Origin of the sequence: Moraxella porci DSM 25326, from assembly GCF_002014855.1 — a bacterium.
Lineage (GTDB): Bacteria > Pseudomonadota > Gammaproteobacteria > Pseudomonadales > Moraxellaceae > Moraxella > Moraxella porci.
Genome location: NZ_MUYV01000002.1, coordinates 104897 through 123473 on the forward strand (window position 1 = coordinate 104897; position 18577 = coordinate 123473).

General features: G+C 45.8%; 13 protein-coding genes. 3 read left to right on the forward strand and 10 right to left on the reverse strand.

The features are described 5' to 3' along the window. Window positions 1–3: 3 nt before the first annotated feature. The 7 genes from B0681_RS03300 to plsB all read right to left on the reverse strand — a co-directional run bounded on the left by B0681_RS03300 (window position 4) and on the right by plsB (window position 9079). Window positions 4–1155: a glycosyltransferase family 2 protein gene (locus B0681_RS03300; RefSeq protein ID WP_078317329.1), complete on the reverse strand. Its 1152-nt coding sequence runs from the start codon at window positions 1153–1155 to the stop codon at window positions 4–6. Between the two features lie 3 nt (window positions 1156–1158). After that, on the reverse strand, window positions 1159–2439 hold the full coding sequence (locus B0681_RS03305) for a hypothetical protein (RefSeq protein WP_078317330.1): 1281 nt from the start codon (window positions 2437–2439) through the stop codon (window positions 1159–1161). An 8-nt stretch (window positions 2440–2447) separates the two neighbouring features. After that, window positions 2448–3095, reverse strand: a complete 648-nt coding sequence (locus B0681_RS03310; RefSeq protein WP_078317331.1) for an ABC transporter ATP-binding protein — start codon at window positions 3093–3095, stop codon at window positions 2448–2450. Next, window positions 3092–3907, reverse strand: coding sequence for an ABC transporter permease (locus B0681_RS03315; RefSeq protein WP_228143847.1), 816 nt, complete (start codon window positions 3905–3907; stop codon window positions 3092–3094). The genes B0681_RS03310 and B0681_RS03315 overlap by 4 nt, the downstream gene beginning before the upstream one ends. A gap of 4 nt (window positions 3908–3911) precedes the next feature. Then, entirely contained in the window at window positions 3912–4844 is a 933-nt protein-coding gene (locus B0681_RS03320) for a hypothetical protein (protein ID WP_228143848.1), read from the reverse strand. 199 nt (window positions 4845–5043) lie between these two features. Then, entirely contained in the window at window positions 5044–5970 is a 927-nt protein-coding gene (locus B0681_RS03325; protein WP_158077916.1) for a polysaccharide biosynthesis/export family protein, read from the reverse strand. Between the two features lie 559 nt (window positions 5971–6529). Further along, window positions 6530–9079: a glycerol-3-phosphate 1-O-acyltransferase PlsB gene (plsB, locus tag B0681_RS03330; RefSeq protein ID WP_078317335.1), complete on the reverse strand. Its 2550-nt coding sequence runs from the start codon at window positions 9077–9079 to the stop codon at window positions 6530–6532. A 153-nt stretch (window positions 9080–9232) separates the two neighbouring features. On the opposite strand from plsB, the gene B0681_RS03335 reads away from it, so the two are divergent. Both B0681_RS03335 and B0681_RS03340 read left to right on the forward strand, forming a co-directional pair. Further along, window positions 9233–10198, forward strand: a complete 966-nt coding sequence (locus tag B0681_RS03335) for an acyl-CoA thioesterase (protein WP_078317336.1) — start codon at window positions 9233–9235, stop codon at window positions 10196–10198. A gap of 115 nt (window positions 10199–10313) precedes the next feature. Beyond that, window positions 10314–11519 carry a DUF1615 family protein gene (locus B0681_RS03340; protein WP_407661952.1) on the forward strand — a complete coding sequence of 402 codons (1206 nt, stop codon included), beginning with the start codon at window positions 10314–10316 and terminating at the stop codon, window positions 11517–11519. 66 nt (window positions 11520–11585) lie between these two features. Here B0681_RS03340 and lptG read toward each other — a convergent pair whose 3' ends face one another. Together lptG and B0681_RS03350 are read right to left on the reverse strand one after the other, a co-directional pair. Beyond that, window positions 11586–12689, reverse strand: coding sequence for an LPS export ABC transporter permease LptG (gene lptG, locus B0681_RS03345; RefSeq protein ID WP_078317337.1), 1104 nt, complete (start codon window positions 12687–12689; stop codon window positions 11586–11588). Continuing rightward, window positions 12686–13885: an LPS export ABC transporter permease LptF gene (locus B0681_RS03350; RefSeq protein ID WP_228143849.1), complete on the reverse strand. Its 1200-nt coding sequence runs from the start codon at window positions 13883–13885 to the stop codon at window positions 12686–12688. Before B0681_RS03350 ends, lptG begins: the two co-directional genes overlap by 4 nt. Window positions 13886–14182: 297 nt before the next feature. Between B0681_RS03350 and B0681_RS03355 the strand changes: the two genes are divergently transcribed. Beyond that, window positions 14183–15700, forward strand: a complete 1518-nt coding sequence (locus B0681_RS03355; protein WP_078317338.1) for a leucyl aminopeptidase — start codon at window positions 14183–14185, stop codon at window positions 15698–15700. A gap of 110 nt (window positions 15701–15810) precedes the next feature. Here the strand turns inward: B0681_RS03355 and B0681_RS03360 are convergent, their stop codons facing one another. Further along, on the reverse strand, window positions 15811–18306 hold the full coding sequence (locus tag B0681_RS03360; protein ID WP_078317339.1) for a TonB-dependent receptor: 2496 nt from the start codon (window positions 18304–18306) through the stop codon (window positions 15811–15813). Between the last annotated feature and the right edge of the window lie 271 nt (window positions 18307–18577).

An 18577-nucleotide genomic window follows, 5' to 3' on the forward strand; every position in this document is an offset into this window, starting at 1 on the left:
AGACTAACCATAAGCAAAAAATAACTGATATACATTCATAAAAAATAGCAGAATAATAATTAAACAAAAAACCGCTTTTACAACTAATTTTGTATAACTAAGGGTTTTTCTTCTAAGAGCACGATATTTGAGATGCCCGCTTGGTGTGATTGTTCTATGATATAAATAGTATGACCGATAAAGCAAAATCCACTTTAAAGCACCTTTGAAATCAAAAGTATTTTTTAATAAAAAAAAGTCTTTTGCAATATTAAAACTTCCAAAATTACGATCATATAAATTTTTGATTTGATTATAATATTGAATATCCACCTTGTCTTTATTGGCCTTTCTAGCATCAGATATTGACCAATAAAAGAATTTGTATCCCAAAATCCTAGATTGGTGCGCAATAGCTGGCGAACCTGCATAACGCAAAGCAAGATCATCATTAATCAAGGATGGCGCCCTCACCATATCTATATATTTTTGAGGATTCCATGTTGTCATAATAGAATTAGGTCTGATACGATAATTAACAACACTCAATGGCTCGTACCAAATAGTTTGACTATGAGATAAAATTAACGGTGTCGTTGCAATGTCTTCCATGTACAATCGTGAATGAAATCTAACATCTTGCATGATAGATCTTTTTACAAAGAATCTCCAAGCATAAAATGTGCAGTCTTCCAAATATTGAGCAACCACAGAATCATCAACTTGCACTATACATCTTGGCTGAAATGAAAACTTACTCATTTCCCTCCAATCATGTTCACTTGAAAATGTATGACTACCAAAATAAATCATGTCAGTTCTAACGGAAAATAGAGTCTCTATAATTTCTTTTAGGTTATTTTTATTGATATAGTCATCAGAATCCAAAAAGAAAATATATTCGCCTTTTGCATGCCGTACACCAAAATTTCTTGCATCGCTTAAACCAAGATTTTGAGTTGGTCTAAGCACTCGAAAACACTCATAATTTCTTAAGATGGATATCGCATCATTTAATGCACGAACTTCAGTATCAACATTAAAGTCATCTACTACAATAATCTCAACTGGTGTTTTTTCTAAATCCAAATCCGATAGAGTATCATCAATAGTTTTTAAACACGAATAGATGTACGCACTGCAATTATAATAAGGTGCAACAATTGTCAAAAACATTTTTCAACTCTCTAAAATTTTACCCAATATCTTATCTACGACACCAGCGTGATATATCCTATAGCAACCATCTGAATGATCAGTACCATAGGGCATAGAGATTGTTTTTACCCTATCGGAAAACAATCTAAGCGCATTAAATTCTTCCGTCTCATTCAATGCATCAAAAACAACGTAATGCGATACATTTTTCTTTTTTACTTTTAAAAAACGAACAATATCAAGCTCAACACCCTCTTTTGCATAGTCATCTACAATATCATATGTTGGGGTTTTTGAGCGCTTTTCATCACTCTCTTTTTTCTTCAAGTCTATCAAAAATAACTTATCAATAGAAGACAAAACCTGAATGGCAATTGCATGATAACTAGTGATTTTATCCTCTTGGGATAAAGTTTCAGCAATCCACATCGCAGCATATCCACCCATAGACATACCAATACATACAATGTTTTTATATTCTCTTGATTTTATCAGCTGCTTGATTATGTCCATATCATCCAGATACCACCTTGACGGTGCTGATTGCGCCACCCTGATATAATCCAAATCATGCATCAATGGGGTGTTAAAAAATTCATATTGTACACTATGTCCATTATACTCCTCTCCGGCAGAATTAAAAATAACCATCAAGGTATCACTTTTATTACTAAAAGATAGGTCAACCTTTAAATAATTCAGTGCTTTATTGGAGTTATATTCTTGAGTGAAAGTCAAATGGTGTTTTGCATCCCCATGAATCTGATTCATTGCTAATGACAAAATTTTTTGCCCAAGTGTAATTTTTTGAGAAACCAAGTTATTTTCCATATTTTGGTTTAAAATATACAATTTATCATTTTCAACTTTCCAATACTTTTCATTGTCATTATGATAATTGTATATTTTGCCATCTATGCCAAAAAACAAAGAACCCCACACCTCTCCCTTAGGGCTCTTATATAAAGCGCTTTTATTAGCAATAGCAGAAGTAACTGGGTTTGCTGTATCAATCAAATGCTCACCAAGATCTAGAGATGAAAGCAAGACATTATTATTGCTTTTCCGAAAATTAGAAACACTCAACCAAATATTAGCTTCTTGAATGTAAGACAACTTGTAGCTTACCTTGTTAAGCTCATCAGAAATAATCAGCTCACCATTAGAATGTAGCCAATTCGCAAATCCTTCTGTGCCATCACTTTCAATAGTACCGTTTTCTAGAAAAGAAATATTACTATTTTGATACCAACCATTAATGTAAATAGCCCATCGACTATTGATAATATTTTCAACTAGCATAATAATCTCTACAAAAAATTATAAACAGATATTGCTTCATCTATGTCATCAAAAACAAAAATTCTGCCCTTATCCAAGATAGCAACTTTATCACAGTAATCTCTAATATTATGCAGTTCATGCGAAACAATAATCATTGCCTTATGGGCTCTTTTTTCAAATAACTCTTCTTGGCATTTCTGATGAAATTTAGCATCTCCCACAGAGATGACTTCATCTATCAAATAACAGTCAAAATCAACCGCCATAGAGATAGCAAACGCCAATCTTGCTCGCATACCTGATGAATACACCTTAACGGGTTCGTATAAATATTTACCAAGTTCTGCAAACGAATCTACAAGCTCCATAGCTTTTTCATAATCAGTGTTATATACTCGGCACACAAAACGAACATTATCAGCTCCAGTTAAACTACCCTGAAACGCTCCACTAAAGGCCAATGGCCATGAGATACTCATAGTTCTAGTGATTGATCCAAATGTTGGCAGTTCAACACCGCCCAACAATCTAATCAAAGTTGATTTACCAGCACCATTTCTACCTAAGATACCTATTTTCTCGCCCATTTTTACGGTTAGATTGACACCATCCAAAACATTCCTTCTTCCGCTCTGAACCGGGTAAGATTTTACAACATTTTCTAATCTAATCAACTGCTCGCTTCCAATTTATTACTAATATGTTTTACCAAAACCAAGCCGATAAACGACAAACAGATATTAAACCAAATCACATAGCTTGGATTTTCATATGTGGGCACCAAATCACCATAGTATCCATGCCTTAACATTTCGGTTGTGTGAACCATAGGTAAATACAAAACTATTTCTTGAACATTGACCGGCAACCAATGTACAAAAAACCCTGCACCAGATACTGGAAACAACAAATATGTAACAGCATGCCACAACCTATCAAGCACATCAGACAATTGAAAAATTGCCCCTACCACCAATGATAGCGCAATAGTAAACCAAAAAAGCAAGATCCAAGCATATACCATCAATAAAAAATTACTTGGGAAATCAATACTGCCTATAGCTATAAAACCCAAGAGTAGCACAACTAAAGAAATAGTTGCTCCTACAGACTCTAGCAGTGCGCGAGCTACAAACACATCAATAACTTTTACATTTCTGTGGTACAAAAGGCCAATATTTGCCTCGACCGCATTGCCCACTCTATTTGCACTATTACGCCACATCAAGATTGTTGAATAGCCTGTGATTGCAAAAGGAATAATCGAGTATGAAGCTCCATGTGCATCTTTTAAGAAATGCCAAAGCGCAGCCACACCCAATGTGAAAATCATTGGCTCAACAAACAACCAAGCAAAACCAATATTATGCCGCCCATAGCGTGTGATGATTTCACGCATCAGTAGTGCATAAATCACCCGTAGCTGAATTTTTAATGATTTAAAAAATTCAGCCATTTCTTTTGTATAGGATGTTTTTTCATTCATATCGCTAATCACGATGCTCTCTCACACCAGCTACAAACAGTCTTAATACACCCCAAAGCAACAAGCCAAATACAAAACCAGATAAGACATTCTTAATTCGCTCTGGCTTAGCAGCTTCATCAGGCAGTGATGGCTTGGCCAAAAGCTCAAGATAAAGCTGCTTTTGGTTAAAGTCACTTTTGGCGGATTCATAGCTGCTGATCGCTGCTTCCAGCTGCTTATCAGCGAGCTGTTTCTCAAGCTGTAGGCCTTGGTACTCAACAGAACGGTTGCTGTACGACACATCAGAGGGTCCAGTGATCTTGGCCGTCTTTTCGGCAATCGACTTTTCAATCGTCTTAATATGCACCTCCAGCGGCTGAATCTGCGGATTTTCTGGAGTCAATGCTTTTGCTTGTGCCAACTGCGACTGTGCTTGAATCAAGGCATCCTGCAGTTTTGAAATCTCTTGCAAAGCAATGGTTGACTGCCCTTCAGGGTTATACAGCTTGTTATCAGTGCGATACTGAGCCAGTTTATCTGCCGCCTCTCTAGACTTTTGTTTGGCGAGCTCTACTTCTTCGGCTGAGTATTTTAGGATGTCATTTTTGGCATTATTATTAATGCGATTGATGACGACATCACCCATCTTTAACAGCTGCTCATTGATCTTTTGAGCTTCTTCGGCACTGAATGCCTGAACCTGCAACTGCGAAATTGACGATGCAGGATCATAAACAATTTTTACCTTGCCATTAAAGTACTTATAGAAGTTTTCATCTGTTGGACTTTGAAAAAAACTACCAAAGCGACTAAAGGGATCGATAGTATCGCTTGAATAACTGTCTTTGATTTGCAAGTCATTATTTAGGTTCGCCACCGCATCTCGAGATGTCATATAATCTCGTACCAAATAACTATCATCCGATGATGCATTAAAGCCGATGTTTTGTAGCATCACGCTTAGACCAGAGGTTGATTGCTTATTAGGGCTTCTAATGACGAACTTGGACTCTGAGACATATTGATTAGAAGCGATAAGTCCATAATAAATCGCCAATAATACAGTTGGTAAAACTACACACAACCAAAACAAGGGATCTTGTTTCTTTAGAAAGCTTCTTTTGTCGTTTTTATACACTGTCATCAATTCCTAATTAATTTGCAAGATCGCGAATATTAACAATGGAATAAACGCTTTGGCTAATCATGCCCAAGAATTTACCAAATTCAACCGCAGGCGCATTAGAGACATAGATTACATCTTGGTTGTGGATCTCAAAATCACGAGCAATGATGTAGTTCAATGGATCTTTAAGATTCAGACGATATACCACTGGCACTGATGTATGATGAAATTGCACTGGGACGCTTTGTAGTTGCTCAGCAGTCAAGACTGCCGGGTTTTCGAAGCGGAAAATAAAAACACCTTGAGCGTCAGCACGGCTGTCATTCAAACCACCCGCTCGTGCCAAAGCCTGCATCAACGAAATGCCACTGGCTTCAAAATCAATTTCGTCATTTTTGGCGGTTGCGCCCATCACCATATAACTGTTGGTTTTGTATTTGACCGAGATTACATCGCCTTGTTGTAGGCGGATATTTTGGCGAGCGTCGTTGATAATCTGTGACAGCAGCATTTCTCTTGCCTGCCCACCACGAGTTAGCTGCACGCTCACTCGCTCCGCAGCTTGCTTGGCACCACCTGCCGCTGCGATGGCATCCAAAATACGCTCACCCTTGCCTGTCAGTGGCATTCTTGTGCTATTATTCACTTCGCCAATCACAGTTACATCGGCTGAGTTATTCTTAGTGATACGCACAATAGCACTTGGCTGATTTGCTTTTTTGCGCAATCCAGCAATGATCATATCCTGCACTTGCTGTGGCGTTTTGCCAATGACATTTAATTTACCGACAAATGGTACGCTGATATAGCCTGACTTATCAACCATTTGCTCAGGCAGTTTCGTTTCTTTTGTGCCCGAGAAACCATTCAAATCACTCGCCGTACCAAATAATAACGCTGGTGGTGCCTCCCAAATCGTGACATCCACAACATCACCAGATGAGATACGATTCATAGCCGTTTGCGCATTGGCAAAATAGTTAGAAAAGGCAACATTAGGTGTCAGATTTTTTGATCTGCCTGCAACTTGAGAATCAATATCGATTACCAGCAAGCCATAATTATCACTTGGGTTATTTGTTGGATTGCTAGATGAGGGCACAATCACAGCATTCGGATTTTTGAAAATTTGACCGCGTGTTGGACCAGAATTGGCCTGCCAATTACTCACTGCTTGACAGCCTGACAAAATCAGTATCAAGCCCAATCCTACAATTCCCTTTGCAGAGAAATTGGAGCACTTAAAAATAGTTTTATCTAAATATTGCATAAATCAAATACGCCGTTGGTATGCCAAAATATGGGAATGATTTCTAGTCCAAAATCTAGCCAAGAGATACAATGGCTCAATATCTCATTATAGCAAATTTTATTAAACCAGATTCGATAAATTTAGCAGCTATGGATACCAATTGTAACATCTGCATACTTTTTTGATGGTTTGGTGTAAATAATGTATCCAATACACATTTCTGTATCACGCTTGTAAAAATACACCGCTTCGACACAGAGCTCTACCGCCACCGCTTCTTCTTAATCTCCTGCATCGCAAGCGTAATCTCATCACGGCTTAGGCTTGCCGTGTGGCGTAGTAGCTGCATCATATCAGGATGCAGGACGAACTTGGCATGCTCAGCGATCTTATCGATGCGCTCATCGAAGGTCAAGAGCCCCGTCTTGTCATCGATGGTGACATAGCCGACGCGTACCAGCGTATCGATAAAGCTTGTGAACAATGCCTTATCAAACATATCTGGCAGATCATCAGCATGTAGCACTGACACACGCTGACCAAGCACATAGCACAGATTGACTACCTGCTCGGTGTTTAGGCGATTTGAGCCTTGCTCAGACAGCAATGTCAGTGCCATAAAATAGCGCTCAAGACTTTGCTGGGCGGGGCTTGCCAGTACCATCAGCTGCTGATACGCTTCAGAGTTGCCCTCGGGGCTGCCGACCACGCCATCACCCAGATCGACGATGACGCCACGCTCGATAAGCAGATTTAGCACGCGTTCGGCTTGATCAGCAATATTGCGTAGGGCAGTTTTTAGGAACAGCTCACTTTGTAAAAATGGATACAAAAGCTCGGTGATGCTCTCAAGCTTCTCACGGTAGATACGGCCATTTCGCTGCACCAATGCCGCAAGGAAGCTTGCGATGATAAACACATGCAAGATATTATTTCTAAAATAACTCAGTAGCGGTGCTTGCTTATCCGCCACACGGATCATATCGCCTAGGATGTGTGGTGTACGCTCGATAAGCTTAAGCTTAATGCCGTATTCTAAGATCTCTTTTGGGCTCATGTCGGTGACATGGGTATCAGGATCATAAGGCAGCGCTTGGGCGATGTGCTGATACAGCTTGATCTGCTCAAGGCATTGGGCTTCATCAAGTGCAGCATTGGGTGTAGACAGCAGCACCAGTGCCAGCAGCGACACAGGATTGACCACGGCGGCTTTGTTGATGTTTTGCATCACTTTGACGCCAAGGTTTTGTACCATGGCGTGCGTCTTGGCGGTATTCTCATCACTACCATCTTGGATGGCAACATCGAATTTAGCCATAAAATCATTGAGATACAACGGCTCGCCAAAAGCCAAATGCACCGTACCAAAAATCCGCTCAATCTTACGGGCAGTTTTTAGTAAGCCTAATAAATTCTCGCTTTCTTTTGGCTTGCCTTTGAGCTCACCGACATAAGTCGCCCCTTCCATGATGCGCTCATAGCTGATATAAGTCGGGATAAATACCACAGGCTTGGCAGGCTCACGCAGATGGCTATTGACCGTCATTGCCAGCATCCCAAGTTTCGGTGGCAGCAGACGACCCGAGCGAGAGCGGCCACCTTCGATGAAGTACTCGATCGGTGCTTGGCGCTGCATCAGGCTGTGCACATATTCTTTGAACACCGTGCTGTATAAGGCATTGCCCTTAAAGCTACGACGCATAAAGAACGCCCCACCACTGCGTAAGATCTCGCCTAGGATGGGGATATTTAGGTTCTCACCGGCAGCGACATGCGGGATGCGCAGACCACGCTTATAAATCACATAAGACAATAATAGATAATCGATGTGGCTACGATGGCATGGCACATAGACAATCTGATAATCAGGTGCCAAAGCACGCACACGCTCAAAATGACGCACTTCCACACCGTCATATAGGCGCGTCCATAGCCATGTCAAGAAATGATCAAAAAAACGCACCACCGAATGCGAATAGTCGCTCGTGATCTCGCCCAAATAGCCTTGGGCTTCAGCTTTGACAGCGGCGATGGATTTGCCGGTCTCGGCGGCGTGCTTTTCGATGGCATCAGCGACCACAGGCGATGACAGGATCGTGCCTGCAATATTGCGCTTATCCGATAAGTCAGGGCCGACGATGCTCGTGCGCTGCTTATCCAGATAGCCTTTTAGGCGCATGGCGATGGTCACGCTCAGATCCTCGCCCACGCCTGCTTGAGCATCACGGATGAGTGATTGTAGATCCTTAGGCTCGCTAAATCGCACAAAGGTATCACGCCCCATCACACCGATGTTAAACAGCTGCTTGGTCTTCGATGGCACTGCCCATTCATCGGCCATCAATAGGCGAAATAATGAATCTTCCTTATCAGGCGCCCGCCCCCATAAGATCGTCACAGGCACCAGCTGAATCTCAAGCTGTGGATTGGCCAGACAAGCTGCGATCAAGCGCTCTAGCCGCGGCACTTTGCCATTGATCGCATCCGATCGGCGATCGCGCAAAAAAATCATCGCCGAAGTCTCATGGATGCCATCGGCACGCACTTCAGCCAGTGCTGATGGCAAACCAAGCACATCGGTCTGCATCCCGACAAGCAGGCTGTTTGATCGAGAGTACGAGCGGATGACATAAAAGGTCGGAATCGATGGATCAAGCTGTGGCACTTCACCGATGACTGTTGGCTTGACCGCCAAGGACAATCCTTTGGCCGATGCGCGGCGATAAGGGCTGGGCAGGCGATTGGCGCCAGTTGATGCTAAATCTTTGTCTTGGGCGCGGTCTTTTTTGAGCCAATTAGAAATTTTTAACATAAATCGATCGATCTATCAACAAAGGAATATGACCTTTTATTTTATCATTCTTTGGGTGAATTTTTGACAAAAAATGTTATAATTTTGGCAATTTTACATTTTTTTAAATCCAAATTTCCCAATCACTTTCACCGTTAATCTTGGCAGAGCCTTATGAAAACTTCTTTTGAACGCTACGCACTGACGCCCGATGCCATGCAGGCAAAAGTCGAGGATCTCTTAAATACCGTCAAGCTTACCGAGCTGTCACCAGATGTGTTTCAAGGCGCAAGTTTTGATTATGTTGGCCCACGCATCTTTGGTGGCCAAGTCTTGGCGCAAGCTTTGCTGGCAGCGGCCAAAACGCTGAGCTATGATAAACCTTGTCACAGCTTACACGGCTATTTTTTAAGAGGCGGTGACATTCGCCTGCCTGTGGTGTATCAAGTGCGTCGCCTACGCGATGGTCGCAGTCTGTCAGCGCGCGAGGTCATCGCGGTGCAATATGTTGAAACAGTGAATGATGATGGCGAGAAAGTGACCAAAGAACAGGTGATTTTTTCGATGATTGCGTCATTTTCGCCGATGGAAGGCGGATTAAATTATCAACAAGACATGCCGCAAGTGCCGCCACCTGAAACGCTTAAGACCGAACAAGAGCTTAAGGCTCAATATCTGGATAAAGTCCCAGAGATCCTACAGGCACGCTACCTGCGCCCGCGCCATGTGGAGATTCGTCCTGTCACACCGATGGATCCTGTCGATCCAGCACCAGCGCGGCCGCATCAAGCCAATTGGCTGCGCATCGCAGACATTGGTGAGCAGCCTGTGGCGATTCATCAGGCGCTGTTGGCATTTGTGTCGGATTTTTATTTGGCGGGAACGGCGCTGATCGGTCATGGCATCACTTTTATGACGCGTGGACTGCAAGCCGCCAGCATCGACCACAGCATGCATTTTCACCGTCCCTTTGATATCCGCGAATACTTGCTGTATGACATGTGGAGCGACACCACCAGTCATTCCAAGGGCTTAAACCATGGCCAATTTTGGCAAGATGGTCAGCTGATCGCCACCACCCAACAAGAATGCCTGATGCGCCTACATCCAGATTCTGAGCGTCTCACCAGCAGCAGTTGAGCGCACACTGCTGGCAATCATCAAGGCAGATTTGGGTAAAAGTCTTGCGCTTTGGTATATTTTTGTACCCAAGTATTGACGCGATGGCAGGCTGACACTATCATAAACTACCTTTATGATCAGACCTGTTTTGGCTCTTTTTTTGGATGTGACAGTCATGCAAAAACTTTCATTTGTGGCGCTGATGATGGCAACGGCTGCAGTCGCAGGTTGTGATGCCGTCAAACAAACCATCTCTGGTGACACCAAAGCACTCACCGATGCCCAAATCGCCAAACTGATCCCCAAACGCGTCAAAAACACCAAAAGTTGGGCTGCCGACATCTCGGCCATCTATGATGACTTAAAATTACCCAAAGACGCCAGCAGCATCTGCACCGCCATCGCGGTCATCGATCAAGAATCCAACTTTCATGCCGACCCTGCCGTCCCCAATCTGGGTAATGCTGCCTTATCCGCGATCGATGAGAAATTAGAAGATAAACTGGGCAAAAATATGGCCAGCGTTTTTCGCACCATGCTAGAGACGCGCCCCACCAAAGACAATAATTTCATCAAGCAAATCAAAGCAGTAAAAACCGAAAAACAACTCGATGAGCTGTACCAAGAGATTTTTGATTATTTTACCAGCACCTATAAAGTTGCCGCCTTAACCAACATCACCAAGCTGTCTGGCCAAGGCATCGATGAACGCGTCAATCCCATCACCACCCTCGGCTCGATGCAAGTACACATCGATTATGCACGCGCACATCGGCGCATGAGCATGAGCGACAGAGATCTACGAGCCGATCTGTACACCCAATATGGCGGTCTGTATTATGGCATCCATCGCTTGATGGTGTATCAGGCTGATTATGACAAGCCCTTATATCGCTTTGCTGATTATAACTCTGGGATGTATTCTAGCCGCAATGCTGCCTTTCAGCAGCGACTGGTGACATTGAGCGGTGAGAAGATTGATATTGATGGAGATTTGTTATTATATAAAGATGGCAGTCCATTGACCAAAAAATCCTCAACCGAAGCCGCCGCCATCGCCCTGCTAGCGACCGCGCCCACACCCGTGAGTGAACGGCAGATTCGTAATGATTTTAAAAAGGAAAAAACCCAAGCCTTCGAGCAAACGGTGACTTATCAAACGGTCAACAAGCTATTTTATGACAAAATGGGGCGTAAAGCCGCTTATGCCATCATGCCAAAAGTCGTCATCTCAGGGCCGAAGCTGAGCCGAGATTATAATACCAACTGGTTCGCCACTCGCGTCGATGGCCGCTATCAGACCTGCATGGCGACCGCCAAAAAGCAGCGCTTGGTGTGATTTGAGCATCGCTTGGCATGCTGATTTGGGCGTCGTGAAGCATCAACATCCTGCCCTGCGATGGCTTTATTTGGATTTTTTATTTAATAAATACATCCCTGCCAAGGTGCTGATCACGATCGGCAGCACCGCCATCAACAGTGGCGGCAATCCTGTCGCCAGTGCCACAAAGCCTGTCAGATCAGTCAAATAGCTAAACAACAAACCTGTGAGCAGCGCCAATACGATGCGCAAACCCAAGCCTTGCGATCTGAGCGACCCAAACACAAATGATGAGGCCACCAACACCAGTGACAGCACGGCAAATGGCGATAACAGCTTCTGCCAAAAAGCCAGCTCATGGCGGATCGACCGCGCGCCTTGATGCTGCATTAGACGATGATGCGCATACAGATCGCTCAAAGACAGATCCTCAGGCTCGCGCGTGAGCAGATGTACATCGGTGGGTGCGATCGGCAAAGTCAGATAACGCGCATCGGCATGCTGCTGCTCGACGCGATCACTGCCTACCGTGACCTCATCAACCCCTGACAGCTGCCAAGTATAGCGGGCATCTGTGCCAGCATCAAGCGGCTTTGGCTGATAGGTGCCAGTATCGGCACGAAACGCTGCGAGCAACTGCCCATCTTTGAGCTGATAGCGCTTGACTTCACCAAGCTTACCCTCACTGTCTGCGTAGCTGATGTACACCACCTCTTGGGTATCGCCCTCATTTTGTACCGCCCAATAGCCATCGATGGTGATGAGTTTTTCGTAAATGGTGTCGTTTTTTATGGCGGCGGCATGCTGATTGGCCACAGGCAGCACAAACTGATTGACCGCCAAAGAGATCGCCACAAAAATAAACGCTGGCAGCATCACCCAGCCGATGATCCGATATAGGCTAATCCCTGAGGCGCGCATGATAACCAGCTCACTGTGATTGGCAAGCAAGCCCAAGCCGATCACAGCGCCCAGTAGCGCGCCTGTGGGAATAAACTGCACCAAAAAATACGGCGAGCGGTATAAGATAAATTGTAGCGCATCTTTGAGAGTATAAGTATCGGTGATGTTCTCAAGCTCACCCAAATAAGCAAACACCATCTGCAACAGCCACAGCCCAACGACCGCACCTGTCATCGCAAGCAAAGCCGAACGAATCACATATCTGGGCAAGATCCAAGGCTTCATGCCGCCTCCTTATGCTGCCGCGTCAACTGCATCCGCGCCATCAGTCGCTGATGGTAGTTCAAATACAGCGCAAAAGCCGTCAGCAGCAGCACCGCCACAAGATAAGTCATCGGCGGCAATTTGCCTTTGCTGATGCTGTCTTTGAGCGAGATGATCACCAACACGCTCGCCACATAAATAAAAATCGCAGGAATTAATTTGAGCCATCGACCTTGGCGCGGACGCACATAGGATAAAGGAGTTGCCATCATCACAGCCAGCACGATCAGCCACGGCATGCTCAGCCGATAACCCAGCTCAGCATGGGCCTCGAGTGGATTGTCTCGTGATGCCGTGCCTTGAATGATGCCAATGAGCTGCGGCGTTGAGACGCCCTCGATGCGCATGCTGCTGCTGTCTGCAGGTCGATCTGCCGATAAAGTGATGCGATAGCGCTCAAAGCCGATTTGGCTGTATTGGCGACTCGTCGGATCGACCTCATAGCGCCGACCTTGATATAAATCCAGCTGAATTTGGCCTGCGGTGTTCTCAACTTGAGTGGCTGATTTGGCAAAAATAATGGAGTCTTTGCTGCTGATTTGCTCTGCGACCGCCTCGGGCAACTCAGCCACCACCTCATCGGCAGGCGTCTGATCAGATGGTGCAGGCAGTGAAGATCGGCTGTTCATCTGCACGATGATGACATCTTGTAGTGATTCGCGATTGGCGCCGACCTCGCCGACATACAGATGATAATCACCGCTGCTGATGAATTCTTTTGGGCGAATCAGATCAAACACCTGCGCCATCGATTGCTCTTTCCAGATATTGGTCGCACGCTCCATGCCCCACGGCTTGGCAGCCATCGACACCCAGCCCTCAACACACATCAGCACGATGACCAGTGGAATCAGCAGTCGTGCGATGCGGCCACGACTGATGCCACTGGCATTGATCACCGCCATCTCATGATCTGAATACAGCCGCCCAAATACCAGCATCAAGCCAATAAAAAATGATAATGGCAAAATCAGCTCAAGAAAATACGGCAAATTATAGCCGATCAGACTGAATAATACGCCGACATTCAGTCCGCCCTCTGCCGCCATACCAAAATAGCGGATCAGACGGCCACCAAGCAGCATCACCACCAAAAAGCCCAAGACTAAGGCGGTGGTCGTAGCGACTTGGCTGGTGATGTAGCGGCGTAAAATCACAAAAACACTTTCCCAAAAAGCGATAGCAAATGAGCTATGATAACAAAAAACCGTTCAAGTTTTAAGCGATTATTCTGATTTGACAGATTAATTTGTTGCTAGGTGTTGCTGTATAGATCAACAAAAACCCAATCAAGCACACAGCGCCACCAAACCACCCATCAAGCCTGCCATCAGCTCACGATCCATAAATTTCCTTTTTGAAAGCAGGATAAATGTGCTACACTAACCTTATGTTTTATCATCATTATCACTGATCATAAAACTACAATTTCACAATATGAATAAGGATTTACCATGCCATCAGCTGCGCTAAAGCTTGGCGTTACCAACGCACTTACCCTAAAAAAACCAAGTAAAAACAACCCATTACCCACCATCGTCCTGTATGTCAATGATCAAGCCGAGATCTTAGGCGCTTTGGGCGAGGCTGAATATCTCAGCCGCGCTGAGGCATTAATCGATGGTGCCAATTTTAAAGGCGGCTTGGGGGAGCATGTCAGTGATTATGCGCTGCATGCCAAAGATCTGCCAGCCATCACCCTCATCGGCGTTGGCAAATTGGATAAGCTGGGTGCCAATATCGCCAAAGTCGCTGCCAACACTTATGCCGCCATTAAAGGCGCACCAAAAGCTGCGCTGCTGTGGGGTGATGTGATTTGTCATAAGCATTTCACCCAGTTTGTGCTTGCGCTACAAGCCGCCAGCTACCGCTTTGATCATCATAAGAGCAGCAGCGCCGATGTCGATGCACTAAAAGAAGTGATTTTGGTTAATAATCGCGATGAATTGGCCGCTTATGAGACTGCGCTGAGCTTTGCCATCGCCACCGATAAAGGCATCAGTGCCGCGCGCGATGTGGCGAACGAAGCACCGAATGTACTGACCCCCTCTGAACTTGCCAAAAAAGCCAAGCATCTATCCAAAGCATACGCCAACAAAATCAGCGTCACTGTACTTGGCGAAAAAGAAATGCAAAAAATGGGCATGGGCTGCTTTTTGGCAGTGAGCCAAGGTTCGGACGAAGAGGGCAAAATGGCCGTCATCGAATACTACGGCAAAACTGGCAAAGCCAGCAAAAAAGCCCGCCTATCTGACCCGATCGCCTTGGTGGGCAAGGGTTTGACCTTTGACTCAGGTGGCATCTCGATCAAGCCATCAGCCGGCATGGAAGAGATGAAGTTTGACATGGGCGGCGCTGCCTCGATCTTAGGCACCATCACAGCCATCGCCGAAGCGAATTTGCCGATCGATGTTGTCGCAATACTCGCCTGCGCTGAAAACATGCCATCAGCACGCGCCACTCGCCCAGGCGATGTCGTCACCGCCATGAATGGGATGAGCGTCGAGGTGTTAAACACCGATGCTGAAGGTCGTCTGGTGCTTTGCGATGCACTGTGTTATGTTCAAGAAAATTATAAGCCAAAAGCCATCATCGACACCGCCACACTCACAGGCGCCTGCGTGATCGCACTGGGCAGTGTGCGCTCAGGTCTGTACAGTAACGATGAAGATCTGTTGTTCGCTTTAGAAGCCGCCAGCGAATTCACCAACGATCTGGTCTGGCACATGCCACTTGACGATGGCTATGATGAGCAGCTCAAATCAAAAGTCGCCGACATGCAAAATATCGGCGGTCGTGAGGCAGGCTCGGTCACGGCAGCATGCTTCTTAAAGCGCTTCATCAAAGACAACCAAGCATGGGCGCACTTAGACATCGCAGGCACAGCTTGGAAAAGCGGTAGCACCGCCAGTGCCACTGGCCGCCCTGTGGCACTGCTGACTCAGTATCTGCGCAGCCAAGCTGACAACTGATCCACGCCAAGCATCACCAAAAACGCAGCCAAAGTCGCTGCGTTTTTGACTTTATAAATTTAGCTTTATAAATTTGCCAAGCACAAAGTTTGCTGATGGCAGAATAAGCCTTAGAAGCGATAAGTCGCTCCTAAGCTTACACTGCGCCCCATTTGCGGCTGATACGGCAGATGCGTTTGGTGCGCATAGACGGATTGATTTAGCAGATTATTGGCTTTGATGAACAGATCATACTCACCCATGCCCAATGCGCCGTGATAGGTTGCGCCCAAATTCAGCATATCATGGCCATCGGTTTTGCTTTCAAATCTGGCCAATTTATCTTGATCAAACACCCGATAATACTCAAGCTCCCCTGACAAGCTTGGCGTCCAATCGGCTTGGATCTTCAGACCCGCTCGCGCAGGCGGCAGACGCGGCGTATATTGCTCAACTTCATGGACATACACAGGCTCTGTGACCTCCAGATAAGGCTCGATGCCAAGCGTATCTTTGACATAGTTACGCACTCGCCAAGGACGAATCTGCCCTGCTGCCTGTGTCTGTGCCACCGCTTCAACAAAGGCAGGATTATCAACATAATACACCTTGTCATTCACCCGTCGATCATGCGCAGCAAGCTTACCCCAGACGACATCGCCAAAGACTGTGAGGTGATATTTATCCGACAGCGCATAACCAATGCTCGCCTCTAGACCTTTAAATTTGGCAGGTGCTTGCATATAGCGGTTTACGCGCAGATCGTGATCACTCTTCATGGCGTTTGGGTTATTTGGATCGGCATTGAGGGTCGCAAGATAAATATAATTATCAAAATCATAAGCATAGCCCGACAGTCGATAATCAAAGCGCTCACCTTGATATGACAAAGCCAGCTCCAAATTGGTTGATTTTTCTTTGTTAAGATCTTTATTGCCCATCTCAAAGGAATTGGTGGCAAGGTGCATGCCGTGTGCGTACAACTCTTGGGCGGTGGGCAGGCGCTGCTGATGTGAGGCAGCTAGGCTTAGTGTATGCCGCGGCAAAAACTGCCAATCGATGCTACTTGCCACAGAAACAGCGGTTTGTTTGTGCGGCTTTGTTAATTGCTGATAATGATCGATCGCTTTTTGGGCTTCGCTGGGCGATGCCATCACAGCAGGCAGCGCTGAGTGGTATTCTGCCATCACTTTGTCATGATCAAAGGACTTTTGCACCGTTTGTTTTTCGACCCGTGCAGCGATGTCGGCACGCACAGTATCCCATTGGTGGCTTTGTAGGCCGAACGCACTTAAGTTTTGCATGGTGTTGTTGTTGAGTAGCTGCTGCGAACCGCGGTGTGCATGATCACTGTGAGAATCGGCAGGTGATAGTGCGCTGTTTTGTTGTTTGAGATATTGCACGCCCCACACGCCTGTCAAGCCGCCAATCGGTGCTTGGGTCAGCTCAAGTCTGGCGACCGTGCCGATGTTTTTAAAGTCATTGCTACGGGTTGTGCCTTCGATTTCGCTGTGCTGATAATGCACGCGACTGCCTATTAGCTCGATTTTTTCGATGCCTTTAAATGGCTGTTTGATCGACCCTTGAACATCAAAACGGCGACTGCTCAAATCCACAAAAGGCGCAGCAGCCAGATCATGCGCGTGACAGTCTTTCATGATCACGCCAGGATTGTCCCAAAACACCTGCTCGCTGCTGGCCAGCTCTGGATAAGGATACAGGTGCGGATGGCGCAGCTTGACACCCTCTTCGATGATGCGCACATAGCAGCCATCATACAGATGATTGTGCGCAGGTAAGCCATACTGATCCTTGCGATGCGTATAAGCTGCCCCAAGCGACGCCGACTCACCGATCCATGCCGCGCCAAGAGTCGCGACCGACGACTCAGCCCAGCTATCAGGCAAATGATCGAGCGTTTGGTAGCTAAGCTTGCGTTTTTGGAAATCCTCAAGGTCTGCATAAGTGCCGTGCTGATAATCAGGCGTCTGATAATCACCTGCATGACGGCGCAGCCCCTCGACTCTCACCGCCACCTGCTCGCCGATGGGTACAGTAATGCCAGCAGCAGCCAGCTTCTCATCATTGGCGCTCATGTGGCGAATCAAGCCTTCTGCTTCGATGCGCTCAGGTATGGCATCGGGGATTTTTTGATCTCGTACATTTACCACACCTGCTGCGTTGCCAGAGCTGTGCAGCAGCGTACTGGCGCCGCGTATGATCTCAACACCATCAGACAGCACGGTATCGACCATCACCGCATGATCTGGTGACATATTCGACATATCGACGACATCGCTGCCGCCTTGCAGCACCTTGATGCGTTTACCCTCTTGGCCGCGAATGATTGGTGCCGATGCACCGCCGCCAAAATGGCTAGAATGCACGCCCAGCTCGCCTGCCAGTGCATCGCCTAAGGTTGCTGATCGCCTTTGTAGAGCATGCTTGGCGACATGTCCATTCAGCGAGCGGCTGCCAGGGATGTTGTTTCGTTGGATGGTGACATTTGCTTCAGGCAGTATGACAGTGCTAAGCAGATCATCTGTGTGAGCTGCTGTATCGGCAGCATAAGCGGTGGTACTGATGGCTGCGATCAACGACCAGTACAAAGGATGGTAGCGACTCATAGGACACCTTGGATGGATTTGGATGATTGGCAAATTGCAGATTCACGGCCGATCGCTTCAATGATCGGCATTGTTTTTGTAATGTTATACTATTACATTTAAATCGTCAAGTTTTGTTGTCAGATCATTTTATTGTGATGACAAGCGATCGATGACTGATGAAGATTGATGGGTTGATTTGAGCCAATTCACACCAAAACTACTACAAAGCGTCAAAAGTGACCGGACTGCGTCACATCCATGCAAGTCGGCCATTGACGCGAAGTATTTG

Coding starts and splice junctions, on each gene's coding strand:
- B0681_RS03300 (WP_078317329.1), bottom strand. CDS start 1,155: ATGTTTTTGACAATTGTTGCACCTTATTATAATTGCAGTGCGTACATC.
- B0681_RS03305 (WP_078317330.1), bottom strand. CDS start 2,439: ATGCTAGTTGAAAATATTATCAATAGTCGATGGGCTATTTACATTAAT.
- B0681_RS03315 (WP_228143847.1), bottom strand. CDS start 3,907: ATGAATGAAAAAACATCCTATACAAAAGAAATGGCTGAATTTTTTAAA.
- B0681_RS03320 (WP_228143848.1), bottom strand. CDS start 4,844: ATGCTACAAAACATCGGCTTTAATGCATCATCGGATGATAGTTATTTG.
- B0681_RS03325 (WP_158077916.1), bottom strand. CDS start 5,970: ATGAATCGTATCTCATCTGGTGATGTTGTGGATGTCACGATTTGGGAG.
- plsB (WP_078317335.1), bottom strand. CDS start 9,079: ATGTTAAAAATTTCTAATTGGCTCAAAAAAGACCGCGCCCAAGACAAA.
- B0681_RS03335 (WP_078317336.1), top strand. CDS start 9,233: ATGAAAACTTCTTTTGAACGCTACGCACTGACGCCCGATGCCATGCAG.
- B0681_RS03340 (WP_407661952.1), top strand. CDS start 10,314: ATGATCAGACCTGTTTTGGCTCTTTTTTTGGATGTGACAGTCATGCAA.
- lptG (WP_078317337.1), bottom strand. CDS start 12,689: ATGAAGCCTTGGATCTTGCCCAGATATGTGATTCGTTCGGCTTTGCTT.
- B0681_RS03355 (WP_078317338.1), top strand. CDS start 14,183: ATGCCATCAGCTGCGCTAAAGCTTGGCGTTACCAACGCACTTACCCTA.
- B0681_RS03360 (WP_078317339.1), bottom strand. CDS start 18,306: ATGAGTCGCTACCATCCTTTGTACTGGTCGTTGATCGCAGCCATCAGT.